This is a genomic window from Candidatus Binatia bacterium (genome assembly GCA_036382395.1).
Lineage (GTDB): Bacteria > Desulfobacterota > Binatia > HRBIN30 > HRBIN30 > JAGDMS01.
The window spans coordinates 1-22,677 of sequence record DASVHW010000426.1 but is presented as its reverse complement, the minus strand read 5'-3'; the positions used below and the strand labels follow the sequence as shown (position 1 = coordinate 22,677).

Here is a 22,677-nt window from a genome sequence, read left to right as displayed (position 1 = left end):
GTTGGAAGCCGCCTAGCGGACCTTCAGATTGTTCGCCTGCGGCCCCTTCTCGCCCTGGGTCACCTGGAACTCCACCTCGTCACCTTCGCGCAGGTCTTCGAAGACGACTTTGGGAGCGAGGCGCGAGCGGTGGAAGAAGACATCGTCGCTGCCGTCGTCGGGAACGACAAAACCGAATCCTTTATCCCGGACGACCTTCTTGATTGTGCCGAACATGATTCCCTCCTCTGTACTCTACACTGGAAGCGCTTTTCGATCTTGCACTGCGGCCCTAGGATGCGTCTGCGCCGACGCCGTGGCGCCCGTTGCCCCGGGCACGGCGCCGGCTCTGGCGACGGGGCGTGGGCGGCGAGGGGCGCGCATGCCCTTGATGGCGCGCGCCACCGTGCGGCGGCAGCGGGCGTACGAACAACTCATCGCGCGTGTCTTCTACCGGAATCTTGAAGCCCGTGAGCTGTTCGATGCTCTCGAGCGATTCGACGTACTCCTCGCAGGCAAGAGTGATCGCCTTTCCTGACGCGCCGGCGCGTGCCGTACGACCGACACGGTGGACGTAATTCTCGGCGTCCTGTGGCAGGTCGTAGTTGATGACGTGGCTCACGTCATCGATGTGCAGGCCGCGGGAAGCGACGTCGGTGGCCACCAGGATCAGCAAACCACCGGATTTGAAGTCGTGCATCAGGCGAAGACGCGCCCGCTGATCGAGATCGCCGGTGATCGCCTTGGCGGCGAGACCATTCTCGCTCAGCCGGCGCGCCAGCCATTCGCCGGCACGTTTGGTGTTCACGAAGATCAGCACCCGCGTCGGCTGCTCGCGCCGAAACAGGCCCAGCAGGAGGGGGAGTTTCTCGTGAGACCCGACGTGATACAGCACGTGTTCCACGTTAGCCGCCGTTACCTGCTCGGGGCTGACGGCGACCCTGACCGGATCGTTCATGTGCTCGTAGGCCAGCTCCATCACGGTGTAGGACAACGTCGCCGAGAACAGCATCGATTGTCGCTTGTTGTACGGCGGCAGGCGGCGCAGAAGAAAGCGGAGATCGGCAATGAATCCCATATCGAACAGCCGATCGGCTTCATCGATCACCAGCAGCTCGATACGCCGTAGGCTGTACACCTGCTGCTTGAAGTAGTCGATGAGCCGGCCAGGGGTGCCGACGAGGATGTCGCACCCTTGCCGCAGCAGATCGCGTTGCTTGCGGTAATCGATACCCCCGAACACCGCCTGCATCGAGAGACCGGTGAAGCGGCCCAGTTGCTCGGCGTCGTGCAAGATCTGCACGACCAACTCACGCGTCGGGGCGATAACGAGCGCGCGCGGGGCGGGATCCGGAAGCGCCGGGGGACGGTGCTGCAGCAGCTTGGTGAACGCCGTGATCAAGAACGTCGCCGTCTTGCCGGTGCCGGTCTGCGCCTGCCCGGCCACGTCTTTGCCCGCCAGCGCCGGCGGCAGCGCGCGCTGTTGAATCGGCGTACAGGTCGTGAAGCCCGCGGCATCAATGCCTTGCTGCACGACCTCGGGCAGCGCGAACGAACGGAAGCTCACGATAGGTTCGTTGAGTGTAGGAGAACTGCCGGCGGGCGACGACGGGTCATTCACTACGGTGGCAGTGTAGCGCGGCTTGCGCCACAAGCCAAGGGCGCTCACTGCACGCCATGCATGGCCTTCGCCATTTCCTCGGGCCCGATATAGCCGATCAGCCGCTGCACCTCGCGTCCGGAGCTGTCGAACACAAGCACGGTCGGTACACCGCGTACGCGGTAGCGACCGACGATTTCGTCTGTCCCCTCCGAATCCTGGGTGATGTCGGCTTTGAACATGGCGAAGCGTTCGGCTTGCTGCCGCACTTGGGAATCGCGAAATGTTGTATGGTCCATTTCCCGGCACGGGACGCACCAATCGGCGAGAAAATCGACGACCGCGGGCCTGCCGCTGTTGCGTGCCCCCTCCAGGCTCGCGGCTTCGAACGGCTGCCAGGAAATCGCGCTTTCAGGACGCTGCGGCATCACGGCCCAGGCCGCGATGACAACCGCAGCAATGCCCGTGAGTCGCTTGAACGATGGGAAGTAGCGCATGCCCAGGCCAGACCGGTCGATGAAGCCCAGGTGGATGCCGCCGGCGGCGGCCAGCCCAGGAAGCAAGAAGCGGCTGATGGTCTTCGGCAGCAGCGGCTCTACCAAGTATGCTGCCAGAGCCAGCAGCACGACACCAAAGACTCGCTCGACCCACACCAGCCATTCGCCCGAGCGCGGCAAGGCTTTGATCGATCCCGCCGCCATGGCGAGGGCCAGATACGGCAGTCCCATGCCCAGGCCAAGCGCGGCAAACAGTTCGAAACCCAACAATCCGTCCTGCCGGCTGCCAACGAAGAGCAGCAACCCCAGCACGACCGGCCCAACGCATGGTGCCGCGACAACCCCCATCGTCAGTCCCATGAAGAAGGCTCCGAAGGCGCCGTGCACCGAGCCGCTCACGCGGCGCAGGGCCCACGCCGGTGGCTGCAGCTGGTAGAGGCCGAAGGAACTCAACGCCAGCGCGACCAAAACCGCTGCGATGAAGAAGAGCACGGGCGGCTTCTGCAGCGCCGCTCCGAATAGGCCGCCCGACAGCGAGGCGGCCACGCCGGCCAGGGAGAAGCTGAGCGTGATTCCCAGCACGTAGATCGCCGCCAGCGCCGCCACGTGCGCATCGCGGCGCCGGCCTTGTGAGCCGAAATACGCGACGGTGACCGAAATCAACGGATACACGCACGGCGTCAGGTTCAGGCCCAAACCCAGCAGCGCAACCAGCAGCAGGGTGGTCCCGAGACCGTGACGCGCAAGCCAGGTGCCCGCATCGAAGACGGCTTCGGTCTGCTCCGGTATCGTCCTCGCCACCGGCGTCGCTCGTGGTGCCGCAACGGTCGCACTTACCGGCACGACGAGTTCGGCCGAGACCGTCGCCGGTGGCAGGCACGTGACATTGTTGCAGGCCTGGTAGCGTAAGGCGGCTTCGATGCGGAGACGTGCGCCATCGAAATCCGCCGGGACGTTCAGCGCCGTGCGGACGCCCGGCCGCCCTTCGTACACCAGAAGCTCCTTGCCTTGGGCGAACGCGAACGGCTTCCGATCCGGGAGTGGATAGGTCAACGTGTCGGTGGAGACGCCTAGTGGCAGAGTCAATCGCACCTCGGTGGGTATCAGGTATGGCTCCGTTGGCTGGTGCGCGTTGATGTGCCAGCCCGGCTCGATTTCGGGGAGGATTTCCAGGCCGGTCTGGCCGCCACGCACCGCCTCCTCGCTGTCAAGCAGGAGGCGCAACGTAACCCGATCCCTTGCCGCGACACCGCTCGCAGTACTCACGATGAAGATGAGCGCGACGATTACCCGATGCGCTGGACGCACAACGAAATGCAAGCATACGAGCTCGACTCTTGCAATTCTGCCGCAGAGTAGGCGAAAGTCCAACGATGGCAATGTGCTGGCGATTCTCTTGGAGATACTGGACGGTGACGGGGGCCATGGCGCTTCTCGGCGCCTGGTTCCCGGCCGCCGCCCGCGGCTATTCGCTCCTGCCGCTGGCTGCCGAGCAGGTGGACACGCTTCCTCACGGCATTGCCGAGGCCGTTGTGGGCGTGGAGTATTTCAGGAATCTGCGCTTCCCGCCGTTCACGCCGCCCGGGGCGTTGCGGCGGCAAGACCTCGTTGCGATTCCGCAGTTCAGCTTTCACATGGGAGCCGGCGGATGGGCGGAGATTCAAGCGAGCTACGAGACGCTTTATCTGAATGAGGAAGCCACCAACGGCAAGACCAACCGGCAGTTTGGTTCGGGTGACCTGCGCATGTTCACCAAGGTGCGCCTGGCGCACGAGGGAGAGAGGCTTCCCGCTTTCGGCATCCGCTTCGGCGCGAAGCTGCCAGACGCCAACCGCAACGACCGTCTGGGCACCGACGATACCGATTTCGGAGCCGACGTATTGGCCTCCAAGAATCTGGGGCCAGTGACCGCCCACGTCAACCTGGGAATCCTTCTGCTCGGCAACTCCGGACCTACCATTCCGAACAGCAATGCGTTCAAAGCCGGGGGGCAAGACGATACCTTCCACTATGATGTGGCGGTGGCCTCGCAGCCGCTCGGTCTTGTCGAGGCCGGTTCCGTCACCGTGAGATTAGTTGGTGAGCTCGTCGGGCTGGCATTCACCCATAACGACAACGCGCAGTCGGCATTCCGAGCGGGACTGCAAGCGCAGCGGGGCGCCGGCACGCTCTACCTGGGCGCCAGCGTTGGCCTGATCGCCGGCAGTGAAGACGTTGGCGCCCGCGCCGGGTTCATCTACACCTTCGAGCCGAGCAAGCTTTTCAACCAAGAGTAGGACGGCTTTGGATGGCCTCGCCCGGGGCTAGCCGGGGCGCACGGTGCGGGTGCGCTGCGGCCGCGTCTGGCTGGCCTTGCGTGCCGACTTGCGCGGGGTGTCCAGTCGCAGCGGGACGCAGTCGAGGATCTCGAGCCCGTAACCCGGCAGACTGACGAGGTTGCGCGGGGAATTGCTCAACAGCCGTATCTTGCCGACACCCACATCGCGCAAGATTTGCGCGCCGATACCGTACTCACGAAAATCACGCTGCCGTGTCACCGGGTCCGTGCTCGGCGTGCGTGCCGCTTGGCGCTGCGACCCGCCCGGCTTGCCGGAAGATTCCAGAATCTCGGGGCCCCGCCCTTCACGGCGCAGATACAGCACCACGCCTTTGCCTTCCCGGGCGATGACCCGCATGGCTTCGTGCAACAAGGCCGCGGTGTTTCGCTCTGCCATGCGGAAGACATCCCCAGGCAGGAACTCAGCGTGCGCCCGCACCAGGACAGGCTCGTCGGGGCGGATGTCGCCTTTCAGCAGCACCACATGCTCGCCGTCATCCACATCGGTGTGGTAGACGAAGATGCGGAACTCGCCGCCGTAGCGGCTGTTGAGGCGCGCTTCGGCGACACGATGCACCAACGAGTCGCAGCGCAGCCGATAGTGGACGAGATCGGCCACCGTGCAGATTCTCAGTCCATGGGTGGCGGCAAAGCGTTGCAGGTCCGGCAGCCGCGCCATGCTGCCGTCCTCTTTCATGATCTCGCAAATGACCCCGGCCGCCTTCAGGCCGGCCAGCCGCGAGAGATCGACCGAGCCTTCCGTCTGACCGGTGCGCACGAGAACGCCGCCACGGCGTGCCCGCAGGGGAAAGACATGGCCGGGAATCACCAGGTCGCTGGGGCGCGTGCGGCCGTCAATCGCAGCGAGAATCGTCGTCGCCCGATCAGGGGCCGAGATGCCATGGGTGATGCCGTGCCGCGCATCGATGGACACGGTGAACGCCGTACCCAGCGGCGCGCGGTTCTCCGCCACCATCATGTTGAGGCCGAGCTCGTGGATGCGCTCTTCGGTCAGGGTCAGGCAGATGAGGCCGCGCCCGTACTTGGCCATGAAGTTGATGGCCTCAGGCGTCACCTTCTCTGCCGCCAGGCAGAGATCGCCCTCGTTCTCACGACTCTCGTCGTCCATGAGGATGACCATCTTGCCGTTGCGGATGTCGGCGATGGCGTCTTCAATGGGGCTGATTAGCCGGGGTCGCTTCGGCGGCCGGCGAAAGGTCGTGAACATGCTCCAAACTTATAGCGCGCCGTGGACGCCTCCGCAAAAGCGTTTTGCTGGCTCCGGGGGCTTGCCGTCCGCCAGATGCGGGCATATGAGCCAGGCGGTTGCAGCCAGCACTTCCCATCCAGGCTGCCGACACGGTAAGGAAAGCGCAGGTATGGTAATTCGCGTCAGCGAGGCATTGGTGGCCGGAAGCGTGATGGTCCGTCCGGCCTGGGAGGATTTCGGTGAGACGATCAGCGGCCTGGTGGAACGGCTGGTTGCATCGGGCCGCTTACCCAGTCATTTGGCGCCCGAGGCCGTCCAACGCATTCACGAGCGTGAAGCCATGGCGAGCACGGCGATGGTCGACATCGGCGTCAGCATACCCCACGCGCGTCTGGAGGGCATCAGCAGTATCCTGGCGGCCATGGCGGTCTCACCGCAGGCGGTATACCAAGCAGGCAACGGCCTGCCGATCTCGATCGTGGTGATGGTGCTGTCGTCACCCGCGTCCGCCGGAGAACATCTCAACTTCCTCGCCAGCTTGTCGATGCTGTTGCAGTCGGCTCGTTTTCGCCAGAGCGTACGCAACGCCGCGACGCCAGAAGAGGTGCAGCACTTGATCCGCACAAACGAATAGGCGCCCAGCCGCCGCTGTCAAAAGGTCGCTCATCACTCGTCCTTCACGCCAAAGCGGTCGACGTAGAAACGCAACGCCGCGCGGCGCTCGCCGGGGTCGAGCCCGAAGGTGGTGAGGTCGTAGACGACGGCGCCGTACTTGCCGCGCGGGTGCGCAGCCATAAAGGCGTCCATGGCCGTGCGGGCATCCGCGGTCATCGGCTGGCCGGCAAGCGTGTAAATCCGCTGCACCATGGCGAAGTCGTCGGCCATGAACTCGTGGAAGCGGACGTCGATCGAGCCCTCGGCGGGCAGCAGGTGGCGATCGCGGACGCAGGCGGAGAGCAGGTCCACGATGCGCGCCGACCAGTGCCGGCCGAAGGCGAGCGGGTCAGGCCGTTCGACGTACATGCGGGCGCAGTAAGCCGCCATGGTCACCATCGAGGCCGTCACGGCGACCGGATCACGGTGGGTCACCACGAAGGTGGCGTCGGGGAACACCGTCTGCAGCGGGCCGAACTGCTCGAGATGCTGCGGCGACTTCAATACCCAGCGTCTACCGCCGCGCAGCCACTGCAGCACCTGAAGCACGGTCTTCAGGTAGGCGTAGTGCGGCGTCTGGTCGTGGGCTCGGTAGTAGTCCAACCAGGTCGGCATGACCGCCATGGTTTCGAACAGCATGGTCGAGAAGTCGATGGCCAGGAGCTGGATCTCCTCGTGCGCGTGCTCGACGGTCATCTCGTGCATGCGCTTGAAATAGGGCAGCATGGCATCCAGCACGTCCAGCCCGGCCGCCGTACGGGCGAGGCGCGGGTCCGGCGCGCCGGGGGCGGGACGCTCCGACTCCGCCAGCACTGGTTCGAGGCTCTCCCAGTAGGGCAGCGAGCGCAGCCCCGGGTCGGTCGACATCAGGTTGTGCAGATGCGTGGTTCCGGTGCGGGGCAGCCCGCCGATGATGATCGGCCGCTCGATGCGCACCTCGTGGATCTCGGGATGCCGCTTGAGCAGGTCCTGGATCAGCAGCCGGTTTTTCAGTAGCTGCAGCACTTGCGTGTAGCTGGTCACCACGCCGAAGGGTGACAGACCCGCCTCCTCCCGCAGCCCGTTGAGAAGCGCCCCGAGCCGCTCCTTGAAATCGGGGGCGCCGAAGTCGTCGAGCCCGGTCTGCGCCGCCGCGTCGGCGAGCAGCACATCCACCTCCAGGCGTAGTTGGTCGGCGAGGGGCGCGACCGAGGCGCGCAGCTGCGCCATCTCCGGGGAAAACTGTGGGTTGGCGAAATCCTCGATGCGGACCCTCGCCGGTCGTTCGTCTGTCATGACTCCTCCTCAGTACGCCCCGCGGCTCGCACCGCTCAGGCGCGTGCTTTCACCCGCATCAGCCTTCGGAAAACTTTCTCCAGTGCGCGCCGTGAGAGCAGGCGATGCATCCACGGCAGCACCGCCACGCCCTTGCCGAGCGTATAGCGCGGCTTGAGCGTCCTGGCGCTGATGATCCGCTGGTATACCTTCTCGGCGTACGTTTCTGGCGATTCGAATTCGAATCCTTCTTGTAGCCCCTTCCCCGGGTATGTGAACGCGGCATCGTACTGCTGCCGCAGCGGAGGCGGGATGGCGTTCCACAGTGCCGTCTCCTCTTCCGATCGAAATGCCGTCATCGGGGTTTCCACTCCGCCCGGTTCCAGCGCCGTCACTTCAATATCGAAGGGGGCCATTTCCATGCGCAGGTGGTCCGTGAGCGCGGCGAGCGCGTGCTTCGAAACCGGGTAACTGCAGCCCATCGGAATGGTGAGGTACAACGACGCCGAGGTCACCATGATGATGCGGGCGTGGCCGTACTGGCGCAGCAGGGGCAAGAACGCCTGCGTGACGCGAAGCGGTCCCCAGAAGTTCACTTCCATCAGATACTTGAAGTCCGCGATGTTCACGGTCTCGACCGGACCGCCGGCGCCGGTCATGGCCGCGTTGTTGATGAGCAGCTTGAGCCCACGCCCGCCCACAGCCTGACCAACGGTCTCCGCCGCTCGCTTGACCTGCTCGTCATCGGCGACATTCACGCCGATGACGGTCAAGCGAGCGCTGACTCCGCGCAGCAATTCCGTCGGCGCCGTCTTGTTGACCCCGGCGAACACCGTCCACCCGAGCCGATCGAGCCTCTTGGCGATCGCCATGCCAATTCCCGTCGCCGCGCCCGTGATGAACACCGAGTTCTCTGTCATTGCTGATGTTCTCCTTCGCCGTGTCGATCTCGGCGGGTCCAGGGCTAGCACAAGCGCTAGGCGCGCCGGAAATGAACGCGGTCGTACCGCGGCGACGGGCCGGGATCTACGGCAGGCCGGCCGCGAGGAAGTTCCGGACCACGCCGGCCGCGAGAAAGCCGGGGCCGCCGAGGATCATGCCGCCGGGGTACACCGATGCGCCGCCTACGAACAGGCCCGGGATCGGCGTCTCACTGCGCGAGCACAACTCGTTCGGTCGCAGATAGCCCAGCTGCAGTGTCGTATAGGCACCGTGCTTGATGGAACCCCGCTTCATCGTGGTGAGCTTCGCCTCGATGTCCAGCGGGGTGTGCTGCCGGCGCAAGACGATCTCGCCGAGGTCGGTGTACTGCTGCAGCAGCTTGATGCAACTGTCGCCGAAGGCGTTGCCCGCCGTCTTCCACGACGCGCCGTATTGCACCACCGCCTCAGCGCGCAGCAACTGATGGCCCGGCGGGGCCATGGTTGCATCGAACCGAGTCGGAACCGTGACGTGGAGCCACTGACATTCGGGCTCTTCGCCGGCGTCGACACGGCGCAGGTGGGCGCGCAGATCGTCCTCGGTTTCCAGACCGCAGAACACGATCATCGCGTCATTCACTCTGGGATCTCTACTCCGGTGCGCGATATCCCCGCGCACGCCGAGGTGGAGGCCGAACATCGTCCGATCCTCCCACTGCCACGACTGTACCGCGTCACGCAGGTTGCCGGGGAGCGCTGGCTCGCCCACGAGCTGCAAAAAGGTTTGCTCCGGGTTCAACGTCGAGATGATCGCACGCGCAGCAAACCGCGGGCCGCCGGCGACCTGGACGCCGACGGCGACGCCGTTCTCCATGACGATGCGCGTGGCTTCGCACTGCTCGAGCACCGTGCCGCCGCGGCGCAAGAAGGCGCGGTAGATCGCCGACGAGAGACGGTGCGACCCGCCCTTGACGAGCCCAGCCGACAGCATCCGGCACAGGTACAGCGGATACAGAAATCCCAGCGGGTCTTCGAGATGCAGACCCCACATGGCGGGGAACGACAGCAACGCCAGGCGCACGCGCGGGTCGGTGAACCCGTAGGCGTCGAGCATTTCGATGCAGCTGAGCTCCGAGATCTCAGCCAGGCGCGCGCCGACCGGGGTCGCGCCGAACTGGCTGAGCTGATCCAGCGCCCCCTCGGGCAACTGATACGTCATCGGAATCAGGTACTGCTCCAGCATGGGCTGGAACTCGTCCCACATCCGCATGAAGGCCACGGCGTCCTGCGGACTGAACTCCTCGATCGAGCCCGCCGTCTCATGCGGGTCGCGGGCGAAGATCAGGGACCTCCCATCGCGAAACGGGAAGGCGGCCACGACGGGTGGATAAATGTATCGCAGTCCGAAGCCGGGCAGATCGAGATCCCGATGCGCGGGCATGCGCTCGCCCATCATGTGGTAGATGGCGTGGAGGTTCAGCCGGAAGCCGTGGTACTCGTCGGTGTTCAGTCCGCCACCCGTCTCGTGACGGCGCTCGAGCAGAAGAACCTTCTGCCCCGCCCGGGCCAGGTACGCGGCGCAGACCAGGCCGTTCGGCCCGCCGCCGATCACGATCGCGTCGTACCTGCCGGTGGTCGTCATCGCCGCCCCTCCGCCGCTCCTCGTGCGCCGCTGGTGCCTACGCCGAGGTTCATCGGGATGCTCCACATGTTCTCCAGGAACCAGAGAAACGGCTCAGCCCGCCACCACGGCGCCTCGCGGCAACCCGCGTCCTCGGCCACCTCACACGCCGCCAGGTATCCGCTGGCGAGATGGGTGGCGCCGTACGGGTACGTGGAGTTCGACAGGTAGAGTCCGGGCAGGAAGGTGCGCGAGACGCCCTTGGTGATAATACCGGGCAGCGGGCGGTTCGCGCCGTACTGCTCGGGTATGGCGCTGCCGCCGATCATGTTGCCGCGGATGGCCGAGGGGTTGTTGTGCTCCTGATCGAACGGGGTATTCGTGTGCCGTTCGAGGATCAGGTCCTGCAAGCCGGGGGCGTATTGCTCCAGGCGCTCGGTGATGGCATCGGCGAGGGGGTCCGCGACCTCGCGCCAGGCATCCCAGCCACGCAGCTTCCGTCCACGCCAGGTCTGTGGGCACGGTGGCATGCTCACCCAGGCGAGCAGCGTGTGGCAGCCGGGCGGGGCCTGGCTGGGGTCGGCGCGCGTGGGGAGGAACCAGCCGCCCATCATCTCGTCGGGAATCTTCCCGGCGAGACAATCGGCCATCCCGGCGCGGATCTCCGCCAGGGTTTCTCCGCCGAAATAGCCGACCCAGGCGCGTTGGATGGCCGGGTCGTACGCCGCCGAGGCGAACTCGATATCGCCTCTGAGCGCGTAGTAGACGGCGATCAGCTGCGGGTCGTCGTAGTTGAACCGCTTGATCTTCTCGATCCAGTCGCTGCCGATCGCCTCGGCGCCCAGGAGGTGGACGAAGGTTGGAACCAGCGTGATGTTCGAGATCACCGTCGGCGCGCTGATCTCCTCGCCCGGCAGCAGCGCGTCCGGTGAGAGGCGGATGCCGCCAGCACGTCCCTCGCGGACCAGGATCCGGTCGACCGGGCATGTCGTCCAGATCTCGCCGCCGTGGGACACGAGGCACTTCACCAGCGCGTGGGTGAGCGCGTGCGATCCGCCGCGGGCGGTGTGCACGGCCGTGGGCGCCATGCCGGCGAGATCCATGCCCTGCGTCCCCATGCCCCGGTGCAGCGGCCACTGCCCGGTGTACTCGCCTAAGGCGGCGGGCAGCGTACGAACCGCTTCGGTTTCATACAACCTCTCCAGCACTTCGAAGCCATTCATCCGCTGCACGTCCTCGCCGCTCATCGGCGCGCCGATGGCCTTCAGGAGGCCGTCGTGAAAGGCGGCGCGGCGGCGGAAGAGATCGGCGCTGGGCGCGCCGAAGATGATCTGCTGGCCGAGCCCCAGCGCCTCGGGGGTGTGCTCCATCAGGTACTGGGCGATGCGCCCTTGGACCGCGGCGTCGCGCTCGGAGGCACGCGCCACGCTTGCCTGCGTCACGGACGGATCAAGGCCCTGCACGAGGTTCGTGCCGTCGCGGAACGTCTTGGCAAAGAGGACGTCCGTCCCCCGCAGCTCCAGGCCGAACTGCTCGAGCTCGAGGTCGGCCATCGCCGGGCTCAAGGCGGGTACGAGCCAGGCGGCGTGCGTGTTGTGGAGAAAGCCGGGCAACCCGAGCTCCACCGTGTCACAGTGCGCGCCGCACTGACCGCGTGCCTCGAACACGCCGACGGAGAGCCCGGCCTTGGCGAGATAGGCGGCGGCGGTGAGGCCGTTGATGCCGCCGCCGATGACAATGACGTCGTAGTCTTTCACGTTTCCATTCCTATGCCGCGCCGCTGCGGACAAACCAGGGCATAGACCCTCCGCTGCATCGCCATTGCGGAACCCCCAGTCCTTATGTTACAGATGGTAAATTACTAAGAGACATATGTCAACCACGAAGACGCGAGCGAGGACACGGGCACGGCGGCGGATCAGCGCTCCCGCCCCGCGACAGCGTCTCTCGCCGGACGAGCGCCGCCGCCATCTGCTGCAGGTGGCCGCAGACTTGATGACCAGGCGCGGGGTCGACGCGGTGCACTTCCCCGAGGTCGCGGCCGCCGCCGGCGTCACGCGACAGCTGGTGTACCGCTTCTTCCCCAGCCGGCAGGCGCTCATCATGGCGGTGCTGGAAGACTTCGCGGATGATCTCACGCGGCGCTTGGGCCAAGGGGCCTGGCGCAGCATCCCCCGCAACCTCGATGAGGCGACGCGGATGTTCGTCGAAGCGGTGTGCGACACGATCGAGGCAAAGGGCGCCGGGCCGTGGCACGTGCTCGACTCGAAGGGCCCCGACCGCGAGGTGGCGCGGCTCGGGCAGAAGATCCAGAACCGGCTGGTGGACCCCCAGCGGCCGCGCATCGCCGAGACCATCGGTGCCAGCGCGCGCGAGGCCGCCGTCGTTACCGCCATGATCGTTGCCGCCGGCCGCGCCGCGCTCGAGCAGTGGTACAGCGGCGTCCTCAGCCGTGAGGAAGCGGCGCGCGCCACCACGCGCGGGGTCAGTGCCCTGTTGCAGGCCTTCGCGGCGGACGGACCGAGACCTTCACGACGACCACGCGCCGGCTGGTCGGAGGGCAAGACCTGATTCCCGGCTGGCGCCGTGGAAGATACTTGTCTAGCCGGCCATGGCTGACGGCCTGGTTGCTGACTCGATGCGCTGCTCCTAGGATACGCCAGGCGTATGCGAGTAACCCTGGCAACTCTCATCATCCTCTTTTCTGCTATGGTACCCGCCATGGCCAAAGCCGGTGCGCCGCGGGACGGAGACCGCTTCGTGAATCTGGTGGGCCCGCGGGACCTGCCCGGGTTTCGCACCATGCTCGGCTTCTTCCTGCGCAAGACCTGGAGGTCGATGGTGTCGCCGCCCGGCGGGGCGCGCCTGGTGCCGTTCGACCGCCAGGCCATGGAACGTAACCCGAGTGTCACGTGGATCGGCCACTCGACGATGCTGGTGCGGATGGATGGCGTCACGTTTCTCACCGACCCGATCTTCTCCGAGCGGGCCAGCCCGATTGCCTTTGCCGGTCCGAAGCGGCTCGTGCCACCGGGCGTGCCGCTGGAGGAATTGCCGCCGATCGACTTCGTGCTCCTCTCCCACGACCACTACGACCATACCGACGTTCCGTCGATCGAAGCCCTGGCCAAGCGTGGCGCACGTTTCATCGTGCCGCTGGGGATGGGTGAGTTGGTGCGGAGCGCCGGCGGACAAGCGGTCGAGCTCGATTGGTGGCAAGACGCGCAGATGGGCCGCGTGCGTGTATCCTGCGTACCGGCCCAACACTTTTCGGGGCGCTCCGCCGTCGGCGGCGCCAACCAGCGGCTGTGGGCTGGCTGGGTTGTCGCCGGCCCAACGCGCCGCTTCTATCACGCCGGCGATAGCGGCTACTTCGCGGGCTTCGCTGAGATCGGCAAGCGACTGGGGCCGATCGATCTTGCCGCCCTTCCCATCGGCGCCTATCGGCCACGCTCCATCATGCACTTCGTCCATCTCAATCCGGAAGAAGCGATCCAGGCGGCTGTGGATCTCGGCGCCCATCGCGTCGTGGCGATGCACTACGGCACCTTCGATCTCACCGAGGAGCCGCCCAGCGAACCGCCACGCCGCTTCCGGCGTGCCGCAGCGCGACGTGGCTTCGGAAGCGATCGGGCCTGGACACTGAACGTCGGGGAAAGTCGCGACTGGTGAGGTCGACCGTACGAGGGAATGGCCTCGAACTGACCCGTTACTTGACCTACGGCTGGCCCTGACGTAGCTACTGGCAATCTTGAACGACGCTCCCTTTCTCAAAGCCTGCCGTCGCGAACCGACATCTTTCACGCCCATCTGGTTGATGCGGCAAGCGGGCCGCTACATGCCCGAGTACCGCGCGGTGCGTGAACAGTACAGCTTCCTCGATCTGTGCAAAGATGCGGACGCGGCAGCGGAGGTTACGGTGACGGCGGTGGAACGCCTCGGGGTCGATGCCGCCATCATTTTCGCGGATATCCTGCTGATCGTCGAACCCATGGGCGTGGGGCTCGAGTTCTCTAAAGGCGACGGGCCGGTCTTGCATAATCCCGTGCGCAGCTCGGCGGACGTGGCGCGGATGCCGGATGTCGACGCGCCGGCCGCTGTGTCGTTCGTCTACGACGCCGTACGCAAGGCCAAAGCCGCTCTGAAGGTGCCGCTGATTGGTTTTTCCGGCGCCCCATTTACGCTCGCATCCTATGTCATCGAGGGCGGCGGGTCGCGCAATTACGTGCACACCAAATCAATGATGTACCGCGAGCCCGAGGCCTGGCACGCGTTACTGCGCCGATTGACCACCGCCGTAGTCGGCTATCTCAACGCCCAGATCGCGGCGGGCGCGGATGCGGTCCAACTCTTCGATAGCTGGGTCGGGTGCCTGGCGCCGGACGACTATCGGCAGTTCGTTCTACCGCACATGCGCACCCTCATCGGCGGTATCACACCAGGTGTCCCGGTGATTCACTTTGGGACCGGCACCTGTGGCTTGCTGGAACTGATGCGTGAGGGTGGTGGCGATGTGATCGGGCTCGATTGGCGCATCGATCTGGACACCGGCTGGCGGCAAGTCGGTTATGATGTCGGCGTGCAAGGGAATCTCGACCCCGTAGTGCTGTTCGCGCCGCTGGACGAAATTCGTAACCGCACCAAGCGCATTCTGGAGCAGGCACGCGGTCATCGTGGCCACATCTTCAATCTCGGGCACGGGATTCTTCCCGATACGCCGGTCGATCATGCCATCGCCTTGGTCGACATGGTGCACGAGCTCAGCAGCAGGTAGTTCCGAGACTGGAGGCTAGCGGCTGGCAATGCATGAGGAGCCTGAAAGCCCAGCCCCCAGTGCCCAATCTCCGGCCCCGGGTTCCTACGACGCCGTCCTCCTCATCGGCTTCGGGGGCCCGACCAACATGAGCGAGGTGCGGCCGTTCCTGGACAACGTCTTGCGCGGGCGCCCCGTTCCACCGGAACGTATCGAAATCGTGGTGCATCATTACGCGCGCATTGGCGGAAAGTCACCGTTCAACGAACTCACCTTCCTCCAGGCGCGGGGGCTCGAAGCGCGGTTACGGGCAGAGGGCCAGGCGCTGCCGGTCTACGTTGGCATGCGCTGCTGGACGCCGTACCTGTACGAGACGCTGCAACGCATGATGGACGACGGTGTGCGCCGAGCGGTCGGTGTGATCATGGCGCCACAGCAGACGGATGCGAGCTGGGGACGCTACGAGCGTGAGGTCACGGCGGCGCGAGAGCAGGTGGGAGCAGGAGCACCGCAGATCGACTACGTGGACGAATGGCACGCCCATCCCTCGTTCATTGAAGCAGCCAGCGATAACGTCAGCGCGGCGTTGAAAGAGATTCCCGCGGAGCGTCGAGCGTCGGTGCTGGTGCTATTTACCGCGCACAGCGTGCCCACTGCCATGGCGGCAGCCTCGCCATACGTGGAGCAGATAGCCGAGTCTGCGCGCTTGGTAGTGGAACGGCTCGGTCACACCCGCTGGTCGATTGCCTACCAGAGCCGTAGCGGCAGTCCACGTGAACCGTGGCTGGGGCCGGATATCAATGAGGTCATTCGGCAACTCGTCGGTGAGGGCTGCCGCGACGTGGTCGTGGCGCCGATCGGTTTTGTTTGCGATCATGTCGAGGTGCTGTACGACCTGGACATCGAGGCCCGGCAGATCGCGGAGCAGGTCGGGATCCGTTTCGTGCGCGCGGCCACGGTGAGCGACCACCCGGCATTCATCCGCATGCTCGCGGATGTCGTCCGGCGACGAATTGCCTCCCCGACTCACACGCATTCGTAGCGCATGGCAAGCGAACACACACGACGCATTGCGGTTGTTGGTGGCGGCATTGCCGGTCTGGCTGCCGCGCACCGACTGATGGAGCTGAGCCGCGAACGCCAGCGCGAGCGCCAGCAACCGATGCAGCTGACGCTTCTCGATGCGGGCCGGCGTCTCGGGGGCGCCATCGGCACCGAACGTACGGACGGCTTCGTCATCGAGGCGGGCCCGGATTCGTTCATCTCGGAGAAGCCCTGGGGGATCAAGCTCTGCGAGCGCATCGGCTTCACGCCGCGGCTGGTGCGGACACGGGACGAGAACCGGCGCACTTACGTGGTGCACAACGGCAGGCTGCATTCGCTGCCGGATGGATTCTTGCTACTGGCCCCGACGCAGTTCTGGCCGCTGGTGGTGACGCGCCTGTTTACCTGGCCCGGCAAGTTGCGCATGGCGATGGACCTGTTGCTACCGCGTGGCCCGCAACGCAGCGATGAGAGCCTGGGTTCTTTCGTAAGCCGCCGGCTCGGCCGCCAGGCGTTGGAACGCGTGGCGCAGCCGCTGGTCGGCGGCATCTACACGGCGGACCCGGACGATCTGAGCCTGGCCGCCACCATGCCGCGCTTTCTGGAGATGGAACGCAAGTCGCGCAGCGTGATCTGGGCGATGTGGACGGCGCAGCGGCGCGCTCCCGCCGCGGCCCGTGCCATGAGCGGCGCGCGCTGGAGCTTGTTCGTCAGCGTCGACGACGGCATGCAGAGCCTCGTCGATGCGCTGGCGCAACGCTTGCCGGAAGGCGCGGTGCGGCTGGGATCAGCGGTCTCCTCGCTGCGGCGAGAACAAACCTGGAAACTTACGACCTCCCAAGGCGATACGGTCGAGGCCGATGCGGTAGTGTTGGCTACCCCGGCGCATCAGAGCGCGCGTTTCGTGGCCGACCTCGATCCGCGTCTGGCGGACGAACTGCGCGGCATCCCGTACGCGTCCTCGGCAACCGTGAGCCTGGCATATCGCAATGACCACATTCCCGGCAGGCTCGATGGGTTCGGCTTCGTGGTGCCGCTGGTGGAAGCACGTTCCATCGTAGCCTGCACGTACAGCAGCATGAAGTACCCGGGTCGCGCGCCCGAGGGTCACGCGTTGGTGCGCTGCTTTGTCGGCGGCGCCATGCAGCAGAACCTGTTCGAGCAGGACGATACGGCCATGGTCGAGAGCGTGCGCCGCGAGCTACGCGAATTGCTTCACATCACCAGCGAGCCGCTGCTGAGGCGCATTCACCGGCACGCACAGGCGATGCCGCAGTACCGCGTCGGCCATCTCGAACGCATGGCCCGCATCGATACGTCTCTGGCGCAGCACCCGGGCCTGGCGGTTGCCGGCAACGCCTACCGCGGCGTCGGCATCCCCGACTGCATCCACAGCGGCGAGCTGGCGGCGGAGTTGGTGTTCGCTCGGCTGTTCCCAGGTTAGCAGGGCGGCCGTCGCTGGTCGCCGTCTTCACCGCTGCCGCCCGCGGTAGATCTCTGCCGCGTTCGCCAGCAACTCGGCGACCTGCTACCGCAGATCGAGCGGCCGCAGCACCTTCACATACGGCCCGAGGCTGAGAATCCAGCTCGCCAGTTCGGTGGTTCCGCGGACCCGGATTGTAGACGGCGGCCTTCCTACGCTCAGTTTTCGTGCGTATCATCCCAGCTTATTGCGCCGCCGAGGCAAATGGCGTTTCTTGGAAGAGATCGCCGCTGAGAATAAGTAGCCCGGCGGTTGAAACCGCGGCTACGAGAGGCACGAAGTCCGCCTCCGCGGACTTTGCAAGGCCCTCACGATTCATTTCAATCGTCCGTTCACCGTGGCGGCGGTGCGCTCCCACTCCTCCACGATTCCACCGCTACCGTGATGTTGTTTCTGGCCTTCTATGTAGGCTCTGAGCTGGGGCACCAACTCCTTGCTGACCGTGAATGCACCGTAGGACCCTTGCCACTTGAAAAGCTCTCCCGGCATTTCGTGAGTCACCAGATGCGAAGTAGCCCCCTTCACCTCCTTAACGAGGTCTGCCACGGTCAACGTCGTGGGGAAGCGGACCAACAGATGCACGTGGTCCGCCATGCCACCGATGGCCAGGGGCTCACAGTCGAGTTGACGACATTTCGCGAGGACTGCGGCGTACACCGTCTGTTCGATCGCGGGGACCAGCAACGGCATCCGGTCCCACGTTGCCCAGACGCTGTGCAAGTAAAGTTGGGTGAAGCGGCTACGCATCCTGTCTCCCTTCTCCGTGCGGAGTCCGCGGAGGCGGACTTTGCGCTTCTCGTAGCCGCGGTTTCAACCGCTGGGCAACATTCCTGACTCACACGTATTACCGTAGGTTCCATCTGTCTCAACCGTGTTCTCGCTGTCCCACCGTGCTGCCGCGATGAAGGCCGTTTCACCGGCGCCCCTGCCGCACCTCGGCCGAGGTGCTTCGCCGTCATGTCGCCAGGAGCTGCACGTCGTAGCAACGAAACCTGCGGTCGTGCGTGACGACGACCAGATCCTCCATCTGCGCTTGCGCGATGAGCATGCGGTCGAACGGATCATCGTGATGTCGGGGCAATGCGCCTGCACTCTGCGCGTGACGCGAGGTGATCGCCAACTCGGCAAACCCATTCGCCTCAATCTCGGCCGCCAGGTCGCCGTCTCGTACGCCAAGCCGTCCGAGCTTCGCCTTGATGGCGATCTCCCAGATGCTTGCCGCGCTCACGTGTACGATCACGTGCGGATCGCGAATCGCGTCGCGCGCTGCTATGGACAGCTTGCGGTCGTCGCTGAGCCACCACAGGAACGCGTGCGTGTCCAGCAACAACCTCACTTCGTCCTGATGCCGAATGCTTTCGCGATCGCATTCGGCAGAGGCGCGTCGAAGTCCTTGCCGATGCGGATGCGCCCTTTCAGTCGGCCGGGCTTTCGTTCACGCGCTGAGACCGCGATGAGCTTGGCCACCGGTTGACCATCTTTGGCGATCACGATCTCCTCGCCGCGCGAGACACGAGCGAGCAGCCGCGACAGGTGCGTCTTGGCCTCGTGGACGTTCACCATGTCCATAAGCATACGCATATTGCCTTAGCTAACATTAGTCAATCTGGCGTCCTGAGTGCAATCAATGCGCTGCGGCGAGGCGGTCAGATCTGTCGCCCCGCCCCTCACCCCATCTCCAACTGCGTGCCGCCATTATAGATGAGCCGCCCCTCCACCATGCGGGCGAAGTCGGGCAGGCGATGCTCGACGAGACGGGTCGAACTCTCGATGTGCAGGACCTGGTGCCCGCGGACGACGACGGCGTCGGCGATCAGGCGGCGGTGGCAACGCCAGTAGAGCGCCTCGGCGCACATGCACGCGGTGCGTTGCGCCTGTGCGAGTGCCAGCAACTGGTCGAGTCCCTGGGAAAACTGTGCGGTGTCCATGTAATCGGCGTAATGACGGAAGCCCGCGACGGTCCACGCCGTATGCGGCGAATCTGCCCGCGGCAGGCCGTGCCGCCGGCCCCCGAGCAGCGGAATCCATTCATAGGCAACCCCGTGTGCGCCCAACGCCGCCGCCAGCGGCTCCCGGTTGAAGTGCGGCCAGCGGCGGGAGGATGGGAAGGCACGCACGTCGGCAATACACCGCACTGCGTGCGCTTCCACGAGTTCGATGAACGCATCGAGAGCCCGGTTGGAGTGGCCGACAGTGTAGAGCGTCATCAAGACCACCTCAGGGGCTCGGCGTGCCGCGATCCTGCGGCCTGTACAAGCTCTGTTCGGTGCCCGCGGATTGCTCGATCATATGCCCGACTTCCCGAAGCGTGGCTGCCGTGAGCAGCACGAACGGCTCGGTATGCCGCACGAACGCCGCCAGAAACCTGGCCGTTTGCTCCTGCTGACTCTCATGCCTGGCGAGGGCGGCACGTTTCGCCGCGACCTCCGCGTCCGAGAGCGCCAGATCCGTTCGCGTGCCGTCGCGCACCGGGAGAGTCGGCGGGAGCTCGAGCGCCGCCTTGGCCGCATCGGGCAGCGGTGTCGCAGCGTTCCAACCAGGCGGCCAATCAGGCCAGTGTACGAGGTAGGCCAGCAGGCGCGGGAGCGGCGCCCGCGGTTTTGCGGCCTCACCCGCCCAATCGCCAATGGCTAGGAGCGTGAACAGCCCGGTGGCGCGGTGGTCCGGATGCCTGTCGAACGGATGCGGCAACGCCACCATCGTGGGATGGGTCTCGCGCACCAGGCGCAGCAACTCCCGGCGCAGGTCGGCGCCATCATAGGCAACGTCGGGGTCGAGTGCCTCGGGATAGGGCGGTTCAGAGACACCGGTCGTGCTCGAACGCTCCGAGTGGGTCCGCCGCCAGTGCGCGTGTAGAAGCGATGCGAGCCCGCCGTCGGGGAACCCCAACACCTGCAGGCGCATCCGGTCGGTGCCGAGCTCCCTCACGGCGGCGCGCGCTTCCCGCAGGCGCCGTTCACCGTAAGCGATGTACTGCGATGGCCGTGGCCGCGGCAACCCGGTCTCATGCGCCACCGCCTCGACGTATCCGTCACCGGCCGTCACGAGCACGACACGCACCGTACCATTACGCTCAAGGACGCGCTGGATGAGACCGCCCGCCCCAAGGGTCTCGTCATCGGGATGCGGCGCGACAACGAGAAGGCGTTCGCCCGCAGCCACAGCGAGAGCAGCCGGAACGGTCGCCGCCAAGCTCACTCCCACTCCGGCGAATGCCGCTAACATCCCCGCCAACCATCCGACGCACTTGAACCGTAGGGACGGTGCTGCCGTGTGTGGTGGCGTGTCCGACGAACCGGTTCGATCAAGCATCCAAAGCCCTTCAGTGACCGGCAGCTGAGCCTTGGCGGCTCAGCGACCAACGCAGCAGCGGCGGCGTGACCAGCGTCGTGACCATGACCATGATCACCACGGCGGACAACTGCTCTGCACCGATGACCGGTGCCCCGCTGAGTGTCATGGCCGCACCGATGTTGGCGAAAATCAACCCCACCTCGCCACGGGGAATCATCCCGAGGCCAACGGAGAGTCGGTCGAGGCCATGTTCCAGCACTCCCAGCGCGCACGCCTGCTTGCCGATGATGGCCGCGGCGGTGAGCACCGCGGCGAATCCCAGTACCGACACATCGCCGAGAACCCGCAGATCGACCAGCAACCCCATGCGCACGAAAAAGAGCGGGGCTAGAAAAGCCACCAGCGGATTGAACAGCTGATGCAGCGCGGGCACACCGCGTTCGCGGAAGACTTCTGCGTGCCGTGGCTCGATGATCAGGCCGGCAGCGAACGCGCCGACGATGGGTGCGAGGCCAAGCCGATCGGCGAGATACGAGAGCAGGAAGCATATCAACAGCGCCGTCGTGAGGAGCATGCCCTGTACCCGAAAACGTGCCGCCACTGCCAGCAGTCGCGGCGAAAGGAAATAACCGATGGTGACCGCGCCGAAGACAAAGGCCAGCGCCTTGCCGGCGATGGCCGCCAGCATGCCAAGCGAGAGCCCCGGCCCGTCGCCCTGGGCCGCCGCAATGACGCCGGTCAACGTGGCCAGAACGATCAACCCCAGCACATCGTCGATCACCGCCGCGCCCAGCACGATCCGTGACTCCCGCCTCTGAATGCAACCGAGATCTCGCAAGACGCGCGCCGTCACGCCGACGCTGGTCGCGCACAAGGTGGCACCGATGAAAACGTGCAGGTAAATCGATTGCTCCGGATGGAACATGAAGCTGGTACCGAGACCGAGAATGATGGGGACAATCACGCCCAGGAGGGCAACGAGCGCCGACGACGGCCCGACGGAAAGCATATCCCGTACGTTCGTTTCGAGACCGATCTCGAAGAGCAAGAGGATGACCCCCAGCTCGGCAAACACTTGCAGCGCTTGATCGTGCTTGAGATACGTCAGGTGCTCGTAACCCACCAAGTTGAGATTCCCCAGCACCACCCCGAACAGAAGCTCGCCAAGAACTGCCGGTTGGCCCAGCCGCTCAAAAACGTCGCCTCCCAATTTGGCGGCGAGCAGGAGAACGATGAGTGTGACCAGGACTGGTGCAACCGGATTGGCGTGCGCACTACCCGCAGGCTCGGCAAACGCAGGTGTCACGACGGACATGGCGACGGCCAGCCCGATGGCCAGAACGCCCTTCGGCGGGAGCATCACTTTCAAGACCACGACCTCGCGATCGGAAACCACTACCACTACGCTAGCGATCCTTGCTTATCGATTCCCGGCGGCCTGAGCAAACGCAGCTCCGGAGCTGCTTCGGCGCAACTACACTTTGGTTCGCATTTGAGATACGGTGCGGCGGGCTGCGCGCCCGCCCTGGCGGGACGGCGCGGTCACTACTACAGGATCGAGGCGATCACTTATGGCAGAGGCAAAGACACACACAGGTGAATCCATCCGCAGCGTGGACGGGAAACTCAAGGTTCCCGATCATCCGATCATCCCCTTCATCGAAGGCGACGGCACCGGCCCGGATATCTGGCGCGCTAGCCAGATGGTGTTTGATGCCGCGGTCCAGAAGGCCTACGGCGGCAAGCGCAGCATCGTTTGGAAGGAAGTGCTGGCCGGCGAAAAGGCATTCAATCAGACAGGCAACTGGCTGCCCGATGAGACCATTGCGGCCTTCAGGGACCATCTGGTCGGCATTAAAGGGCCTCTGACGACGCCGATCGGCGGTGGCATCCGCTCGCTCAACGTGGCCTTGCGACAAACCCTGGACCTCTACGTCTGCCTGCGGCCGGTGCGTTACTTCAGCGGCGTCCCGAGCCCGGTGCGTCATCCGGAGTTGATCGACGTGGTCATCTTCCGCGAGAACACCGAGGACATTTACGTGGGTATCGAA

The 22,677-nt window shown here is 65.3% G+C and carries 22 protein-coding genes; 8 read left to right on the top strand and 14 right to left on the bottom strand.

Translation table 11 applies throughout. From position 1 onward, the window contains the following. Positions 1-12 precede the first annotated feature (12 nt). The 3 genes from VF515_21080 to VF515_21070 form a co-directional block, all read right to left on the bottom strand. Complete coding sequence (locus VF515_21080; protein HEX7410122.1) at positions 13-216, bottom strand: cold shock domain-containing protein; 204 nt, start codon at positions 214-216, stop codon at positions 13-15. Positions 217-271: 55 nt separating this feature from the next. Further along, positions 272-1,546: a DEAD/DEAH box helicase gene (locus VF515_21075; GenBank protein ID HEX7410121.1), complete on the bottom strand. Its 1,275-nt coding sequence runs from the start codon at positions 1,544-1,546 to the stop codon at positions 272-274. A 98-nt stretch (positions 1,547-1,644) separates the two neighbouring features. Continuing rightward, a complete protein-coding gene (locus VF515_21070) occupies positions 1,645-3,384 on the bottom strand; it encodes a cytochrome c biogenesis protein CcdA (GenBank protein ID HEX7410120.1) in 1,740 nt (579 codons plus the stop codon). A gap of 116 nt (positions 3,385-3,500) precedes the next feature. Here VF515_21070 and VF515_21065 point away from each other — a divergent pair, with 116 nt between their 5' ends. After that, entirely contained in the window at positions 3,501-4,352 is an 852-nt protein-coding gene (locus VF515_21065; protein HEX7410119.1) for a hypothetical protein, read from the top strand. 27 nt (positions 4,353-4,379) lie between these two features. Here the strand turns inward: VF515_21065 and ribB are convergent, their stop codons facing one another. After that, positions 4,380-5,621, bottom strand: coding sequence for a 3,4-dihydroxy-2-butanone-4-phosphate synthase (gene ribB / locus VF515_21060; protein HEX7410118.1), 1,242 nt, complete (start codon positions 5,619-5,621; stop codon positions 4,380-4,382). Positions 5,622-5,772: 151 nt separating this feature from the next. Here ribB and VF515_21055 point away from each other — a divergent pair, with 151 nt between their 5' ends. Continuing rightward, on the top strand, positions 5,773-6,237 hold the full coding sequence (locus VF515_21055) for a PTS sugar transporter subunit IIA (protein ID HEX7410117.1): 465 nt from the start codon (positions 5,773-5,775) through the stop codon (positions 6,235-6,237). 32 nt (positions 6,238-6,269) lie between these two features. Here the strand turns inward: VF515_21055 and VF515_21050 are convergent, their stop codons facing one another. The 4 genes from VF515_21050 to VF515_21035 all read right to left on the bottom strand — a co-directional run bounded on the left by VF515_21050 (position 6,270) and on the right by VF515_21035 (position 11,809). Beyond that, positions 6,270-7,532 (bottom strand): sulfotransferase, encoded by a 1,263-nt coding sequence (locus VF515_21050; protein HEX7410116.1) that lies wholly within the window; start codon positions 7,530-7,532, stop codon positions 6,270-6,272. A 35-nt stretch (positions 7,533-7,567) separates the two neighbouring features. Next, positions 7,568-8,431 (bottom strand): SDR family NAD(P)-dependent oxidoreductase, encoded by an 864-nt coding sequence (locus tag VF515_21045; protein HEX7410115.1) that lies wholly within the window; start codon positions 8,429-8,431, stop codon positions 7,568-7,570. Positions 8,432-8,537: 106 nt separating this feature from the next. Then, complete coding sequence (locus VF515_21040) at positions 8,538-10,073, bottom strand: NAD(P)/FAD-dependent oxidoreductase (protein ID HEX7410114.1); 1,536 nt, start codon at positions 10,071-10,073, stop codon at positions 8,538-8,540. After that, positions 10,070-11,809 (bottom strand): NAD(P)/FAD-dependent oxidoreductase, encoded by a 1,740-nt coding sequence (locus VF515_21035; GenBank protein ID HEX7410113.1) that lies wholly within the window; start codon positions 11,807-11,809, stop codon positions 10,070-10,072. The genes VF515_21040 and VF515_21035 overlap by 4 nt, the downstream gene beginning before the upstream one ends. 115 nt (positions 11,810-11,924) lie before the next feature. Between VF515_21035 and VF515_21030 the strand changes: the two genes are divergently transcribed. The 5 genes from VF515_21030 (at position 11,925) to hemG (ending at position 17,293) form a co-directional block, all read left to right on the top strand. Further along, positions 11,925-12,623, top strand: coding sequence for a TetR/AcrR family transcriptional regulator (locus VF515_21030; GenBank protein ID HEX7410112.1), 699 nt, complete (start codon positions 11,925-11,927; stop codon positions 12,621-12,623). A gap of 96 nt (positions 12,624-12,719) precedes the next feature. After that, complete coding sequence (locus VF515_21025) at positions 12,720-13,724, top strand: MBL fold metallo-hydrolase (protein HEX7410111.1); 1,005 nt, start codon at positions 12,720-12,722, stop codon at positions 13,722-13,724. Positions 13,725-13,803: 79 nt separating this feature from the next. Then, complete coding sequence (gene hemE, locus VF515_21020) at positions 13,804-14,826, top strand: uroporphyrinogen decarboxylase (GenBank protein HEX7410110.1); 1,023 nt, start codon at positions 13,804-13,806, stop codon at positions 14,824-14,826. Positions 14,827-14,854: 28 nt separating this feature from the next. Beyond that, complete coding sequence (gene hemH, locus VF515_21015) at positions 14,855-15,847, top strand: ferrochelatase (GenBank protein ID HEX7410109.1); 993 nt, start codon at positions 14,855-14,857, stop codon at positions 15,845-15,847. Positions 15,848-15,850: 3 nt separating this feature from the next. Beyond that, complete coding sequence (hemG, locus tag VF515_21010) at positions 15,851-17,293, top strand: protoporphyrinogen oxidase (GenBank protein ID HEX7410108.1); 1,443 nt, start codon at positions 15,851-15,853, stop codon at positions 17,291-17,293. A gap of 354 nt (positions 17,294-17,647) precedes the next feature. Here hemG and tnpA read toward each other — a convergent pair whose 3' ends face one another. From tnpA to VF515_20980, 6 genes are all read right to left on the bottom strand, one after another. Then, positions 17,648-18,079 (bottom strand): IS200/IS605 family transposase, encoded by a 432-nt coding sequence (tnpA, locus tag VF515_21005; GenBank protein ID HEX7410107.1) that lies wholly within the window; start codon positions 18,077-18,079, stop codon positions 17,648-17,650. 208 nt (positions 18,080-18,287) lie between these two features. After that, entirely contained in the window at positions 18,288-18,668 is a 381-nt protein-coding gene (locus VF515_21000) for a type II toxin-antitoxin system VapC family toxin (protein ID HEX7410106.1), read from the bottom strand. Next, positions 18,665-18,901 carry a type II toxin-antitoxin system prevent-host-death family antitoxin gene (locus tag VF515_20995; GenBank protein HEX7410105.1) on the bottom strand — a complete coding sequence of 79 codons (237 nt, stop codon included), beginning with the start codon at positions 18,899-18,901 and terminating at the stop codon, positions 18,665-18,667. Before VF515_20995 ends, VF515_21000 begins: the two co-directional genes overlap by 4 nt. 98 nt (positions 18,902-18,999) lie before the next feature. Beyond that, positions 19,000-19,539, bottom strand: coding sequence for a DUF488 domain-containing protein (locus tag VF515_20990; GenBank protein ID HEX7410104.1), 540 nt, complete (start codon positions 19,537-19,539; stop codon positions 19,000-19,002). Positions 19,540-19,549: 10 nt separating this feature from the next. Beyond that, a complete protein-coding gene (locus tag VF515_20985; GenBank protein HEX7410103.1) occupies positions 19,550-20,557 on the bottom strand; it encodes a PIG-L family deacetylase in 1,008 nt (335 codons plus the stop codon). A gap of 97 nt (positions 20,558-20,654) precedes the next feature. Continuing rightward, the gene (locus VF515_20980; protein ID HEX7410102.1) at positions 20,655-22,028 is read right to left on the bottom strand and encodes a cation:proton antiporter; all 1,374 of its coding nucleotides are present in this window, start codon (positions 22,026-22,028) and stop codon (positions 20,655-20,657) included. A 169-nt stretch (positions 22,029-22,197) separates the two neighbouring features. Between VF515_20980 and VF515_20975 the strand changes: the two genes are divergently transcribed. Further along, on the top strand, positions 22,198-22,677 hold a 480-nt coding region (locus VF515_20975; GenBank protein ID HEX7410101.1), incomplete at its 3' end, for an isocitrate/isopropylmalate family dehydrogenase.

What these genes read in the sequence shown, in the direction of transcription:
- tnpA (HEX7410107.1), bottom strand. Translation starts at nt 18,079, where the DNA reads ATGCGTAGCCGCTTCACCCAACTTTACTTGCACAGCGTCTGGGCAACG.
- VF515_21050 (HEX7410116.1), bottom strand. Translation starts at nt 7,532, where the DNA reads ATGACAGACGAACGACCGGCGAGGGTCCGCATCGAGGATTTCGCCAAC.
- VF515_20995 (HEX7410105.1), bottom strand. Translation starts at nt 18,901, where the DNA reads ATGGACATGGTGAACGTCCACGAGGCCAAGACGCACCTGTCGCGGCTG.
- VF515_20990 (HEX7410104.1), bottom strand. Translation starts at nt 19,539, where the DNA reads ATGACGCTCTACACTGTCGGCCACTCCAACCGGGCTCTCGATGCGTTC.
- VF515_21040 (HEX7410114.1), bottom strand. Translation starts at nt 10,073, where the DNA reads ATGACGACCACCGGCAGGTACGACGCGATCGTGATCGGCGGCGGGCCG.
- VF515_21080 (HEX7410122.1), bottom strand. Translation starts at nt 216, where the DNA reads ATGTTCGGCACAATCAAGAAGGTCGTCCGGGATAAAGGATTCGGTTTT.
- VF515_21030 (HEX7410112.1), top strand. Translation starts at nt 11,925, where the DNA reads ATGTCAACCACGAAGACGCGAGCGAGGACACGGGCACGGCGGCGGATC.
- VF515_21065 (HEX7410119.1), top strand. Translation starts at nt 3,501, where the DNA reads ATGGCGCTTCTCGGCGCCTGGTTCCCGGCCGCCGCCCGCGGCTATTCG.
- hemH (HEX7410109.1), top strand. Translation starts at nt 14,855, where the DNA reads ATGCATGAGGAGCCTGAAAGCCCAGCCCCCAGTGCCCAATCTCCGGCC.
- VF515_20985 (HEX7410103.1), bottom strand. Translation starts at nt 20,557, where the DNA reads ATGTTAGCGGCATTCGCCGGAGTGGGAGTGAGCTTGGCGGCGACCGTT.
- hemG (HEX7410108.1), top strand. Translation starts at nt 15,851, where the DNA reads ATGGCAAGCGAACACACACGACGCATTGCGGTTGTTGGTGGCGGCATT.
- VF515_21045 (HEX7410115.1), bottom strand. Translation starts at nt 8,431, where the DNA reads ATGACAGAGAACTCGGTGTTCATCACGGGCGCGGCGACGGGAATTGGC.
- VF515_21055 (HEX7410117.1), top strand. Translation starts at nt 5,773, where the DNA reads ATGGTAATTCGCGTCAGCGAGGCATTGGTGGCCGGAAGCGTGATGGTC.
- VF515_21025 (HEX7410111.1), top strand. Translation starts at nt 12,720, where the DNA reads ATGCGAGTAACCCTGGCAACTCTCATCATCCTCTTTTCTGCTATGGTA.
- ribB (HEX7410118.1), bottom strand. Translation starts at nt 5,621, where the DNA reads ATGTTCACGACCTTTCGCCGGCCGCCGAAGCGACCCCGGCTAATCAGC.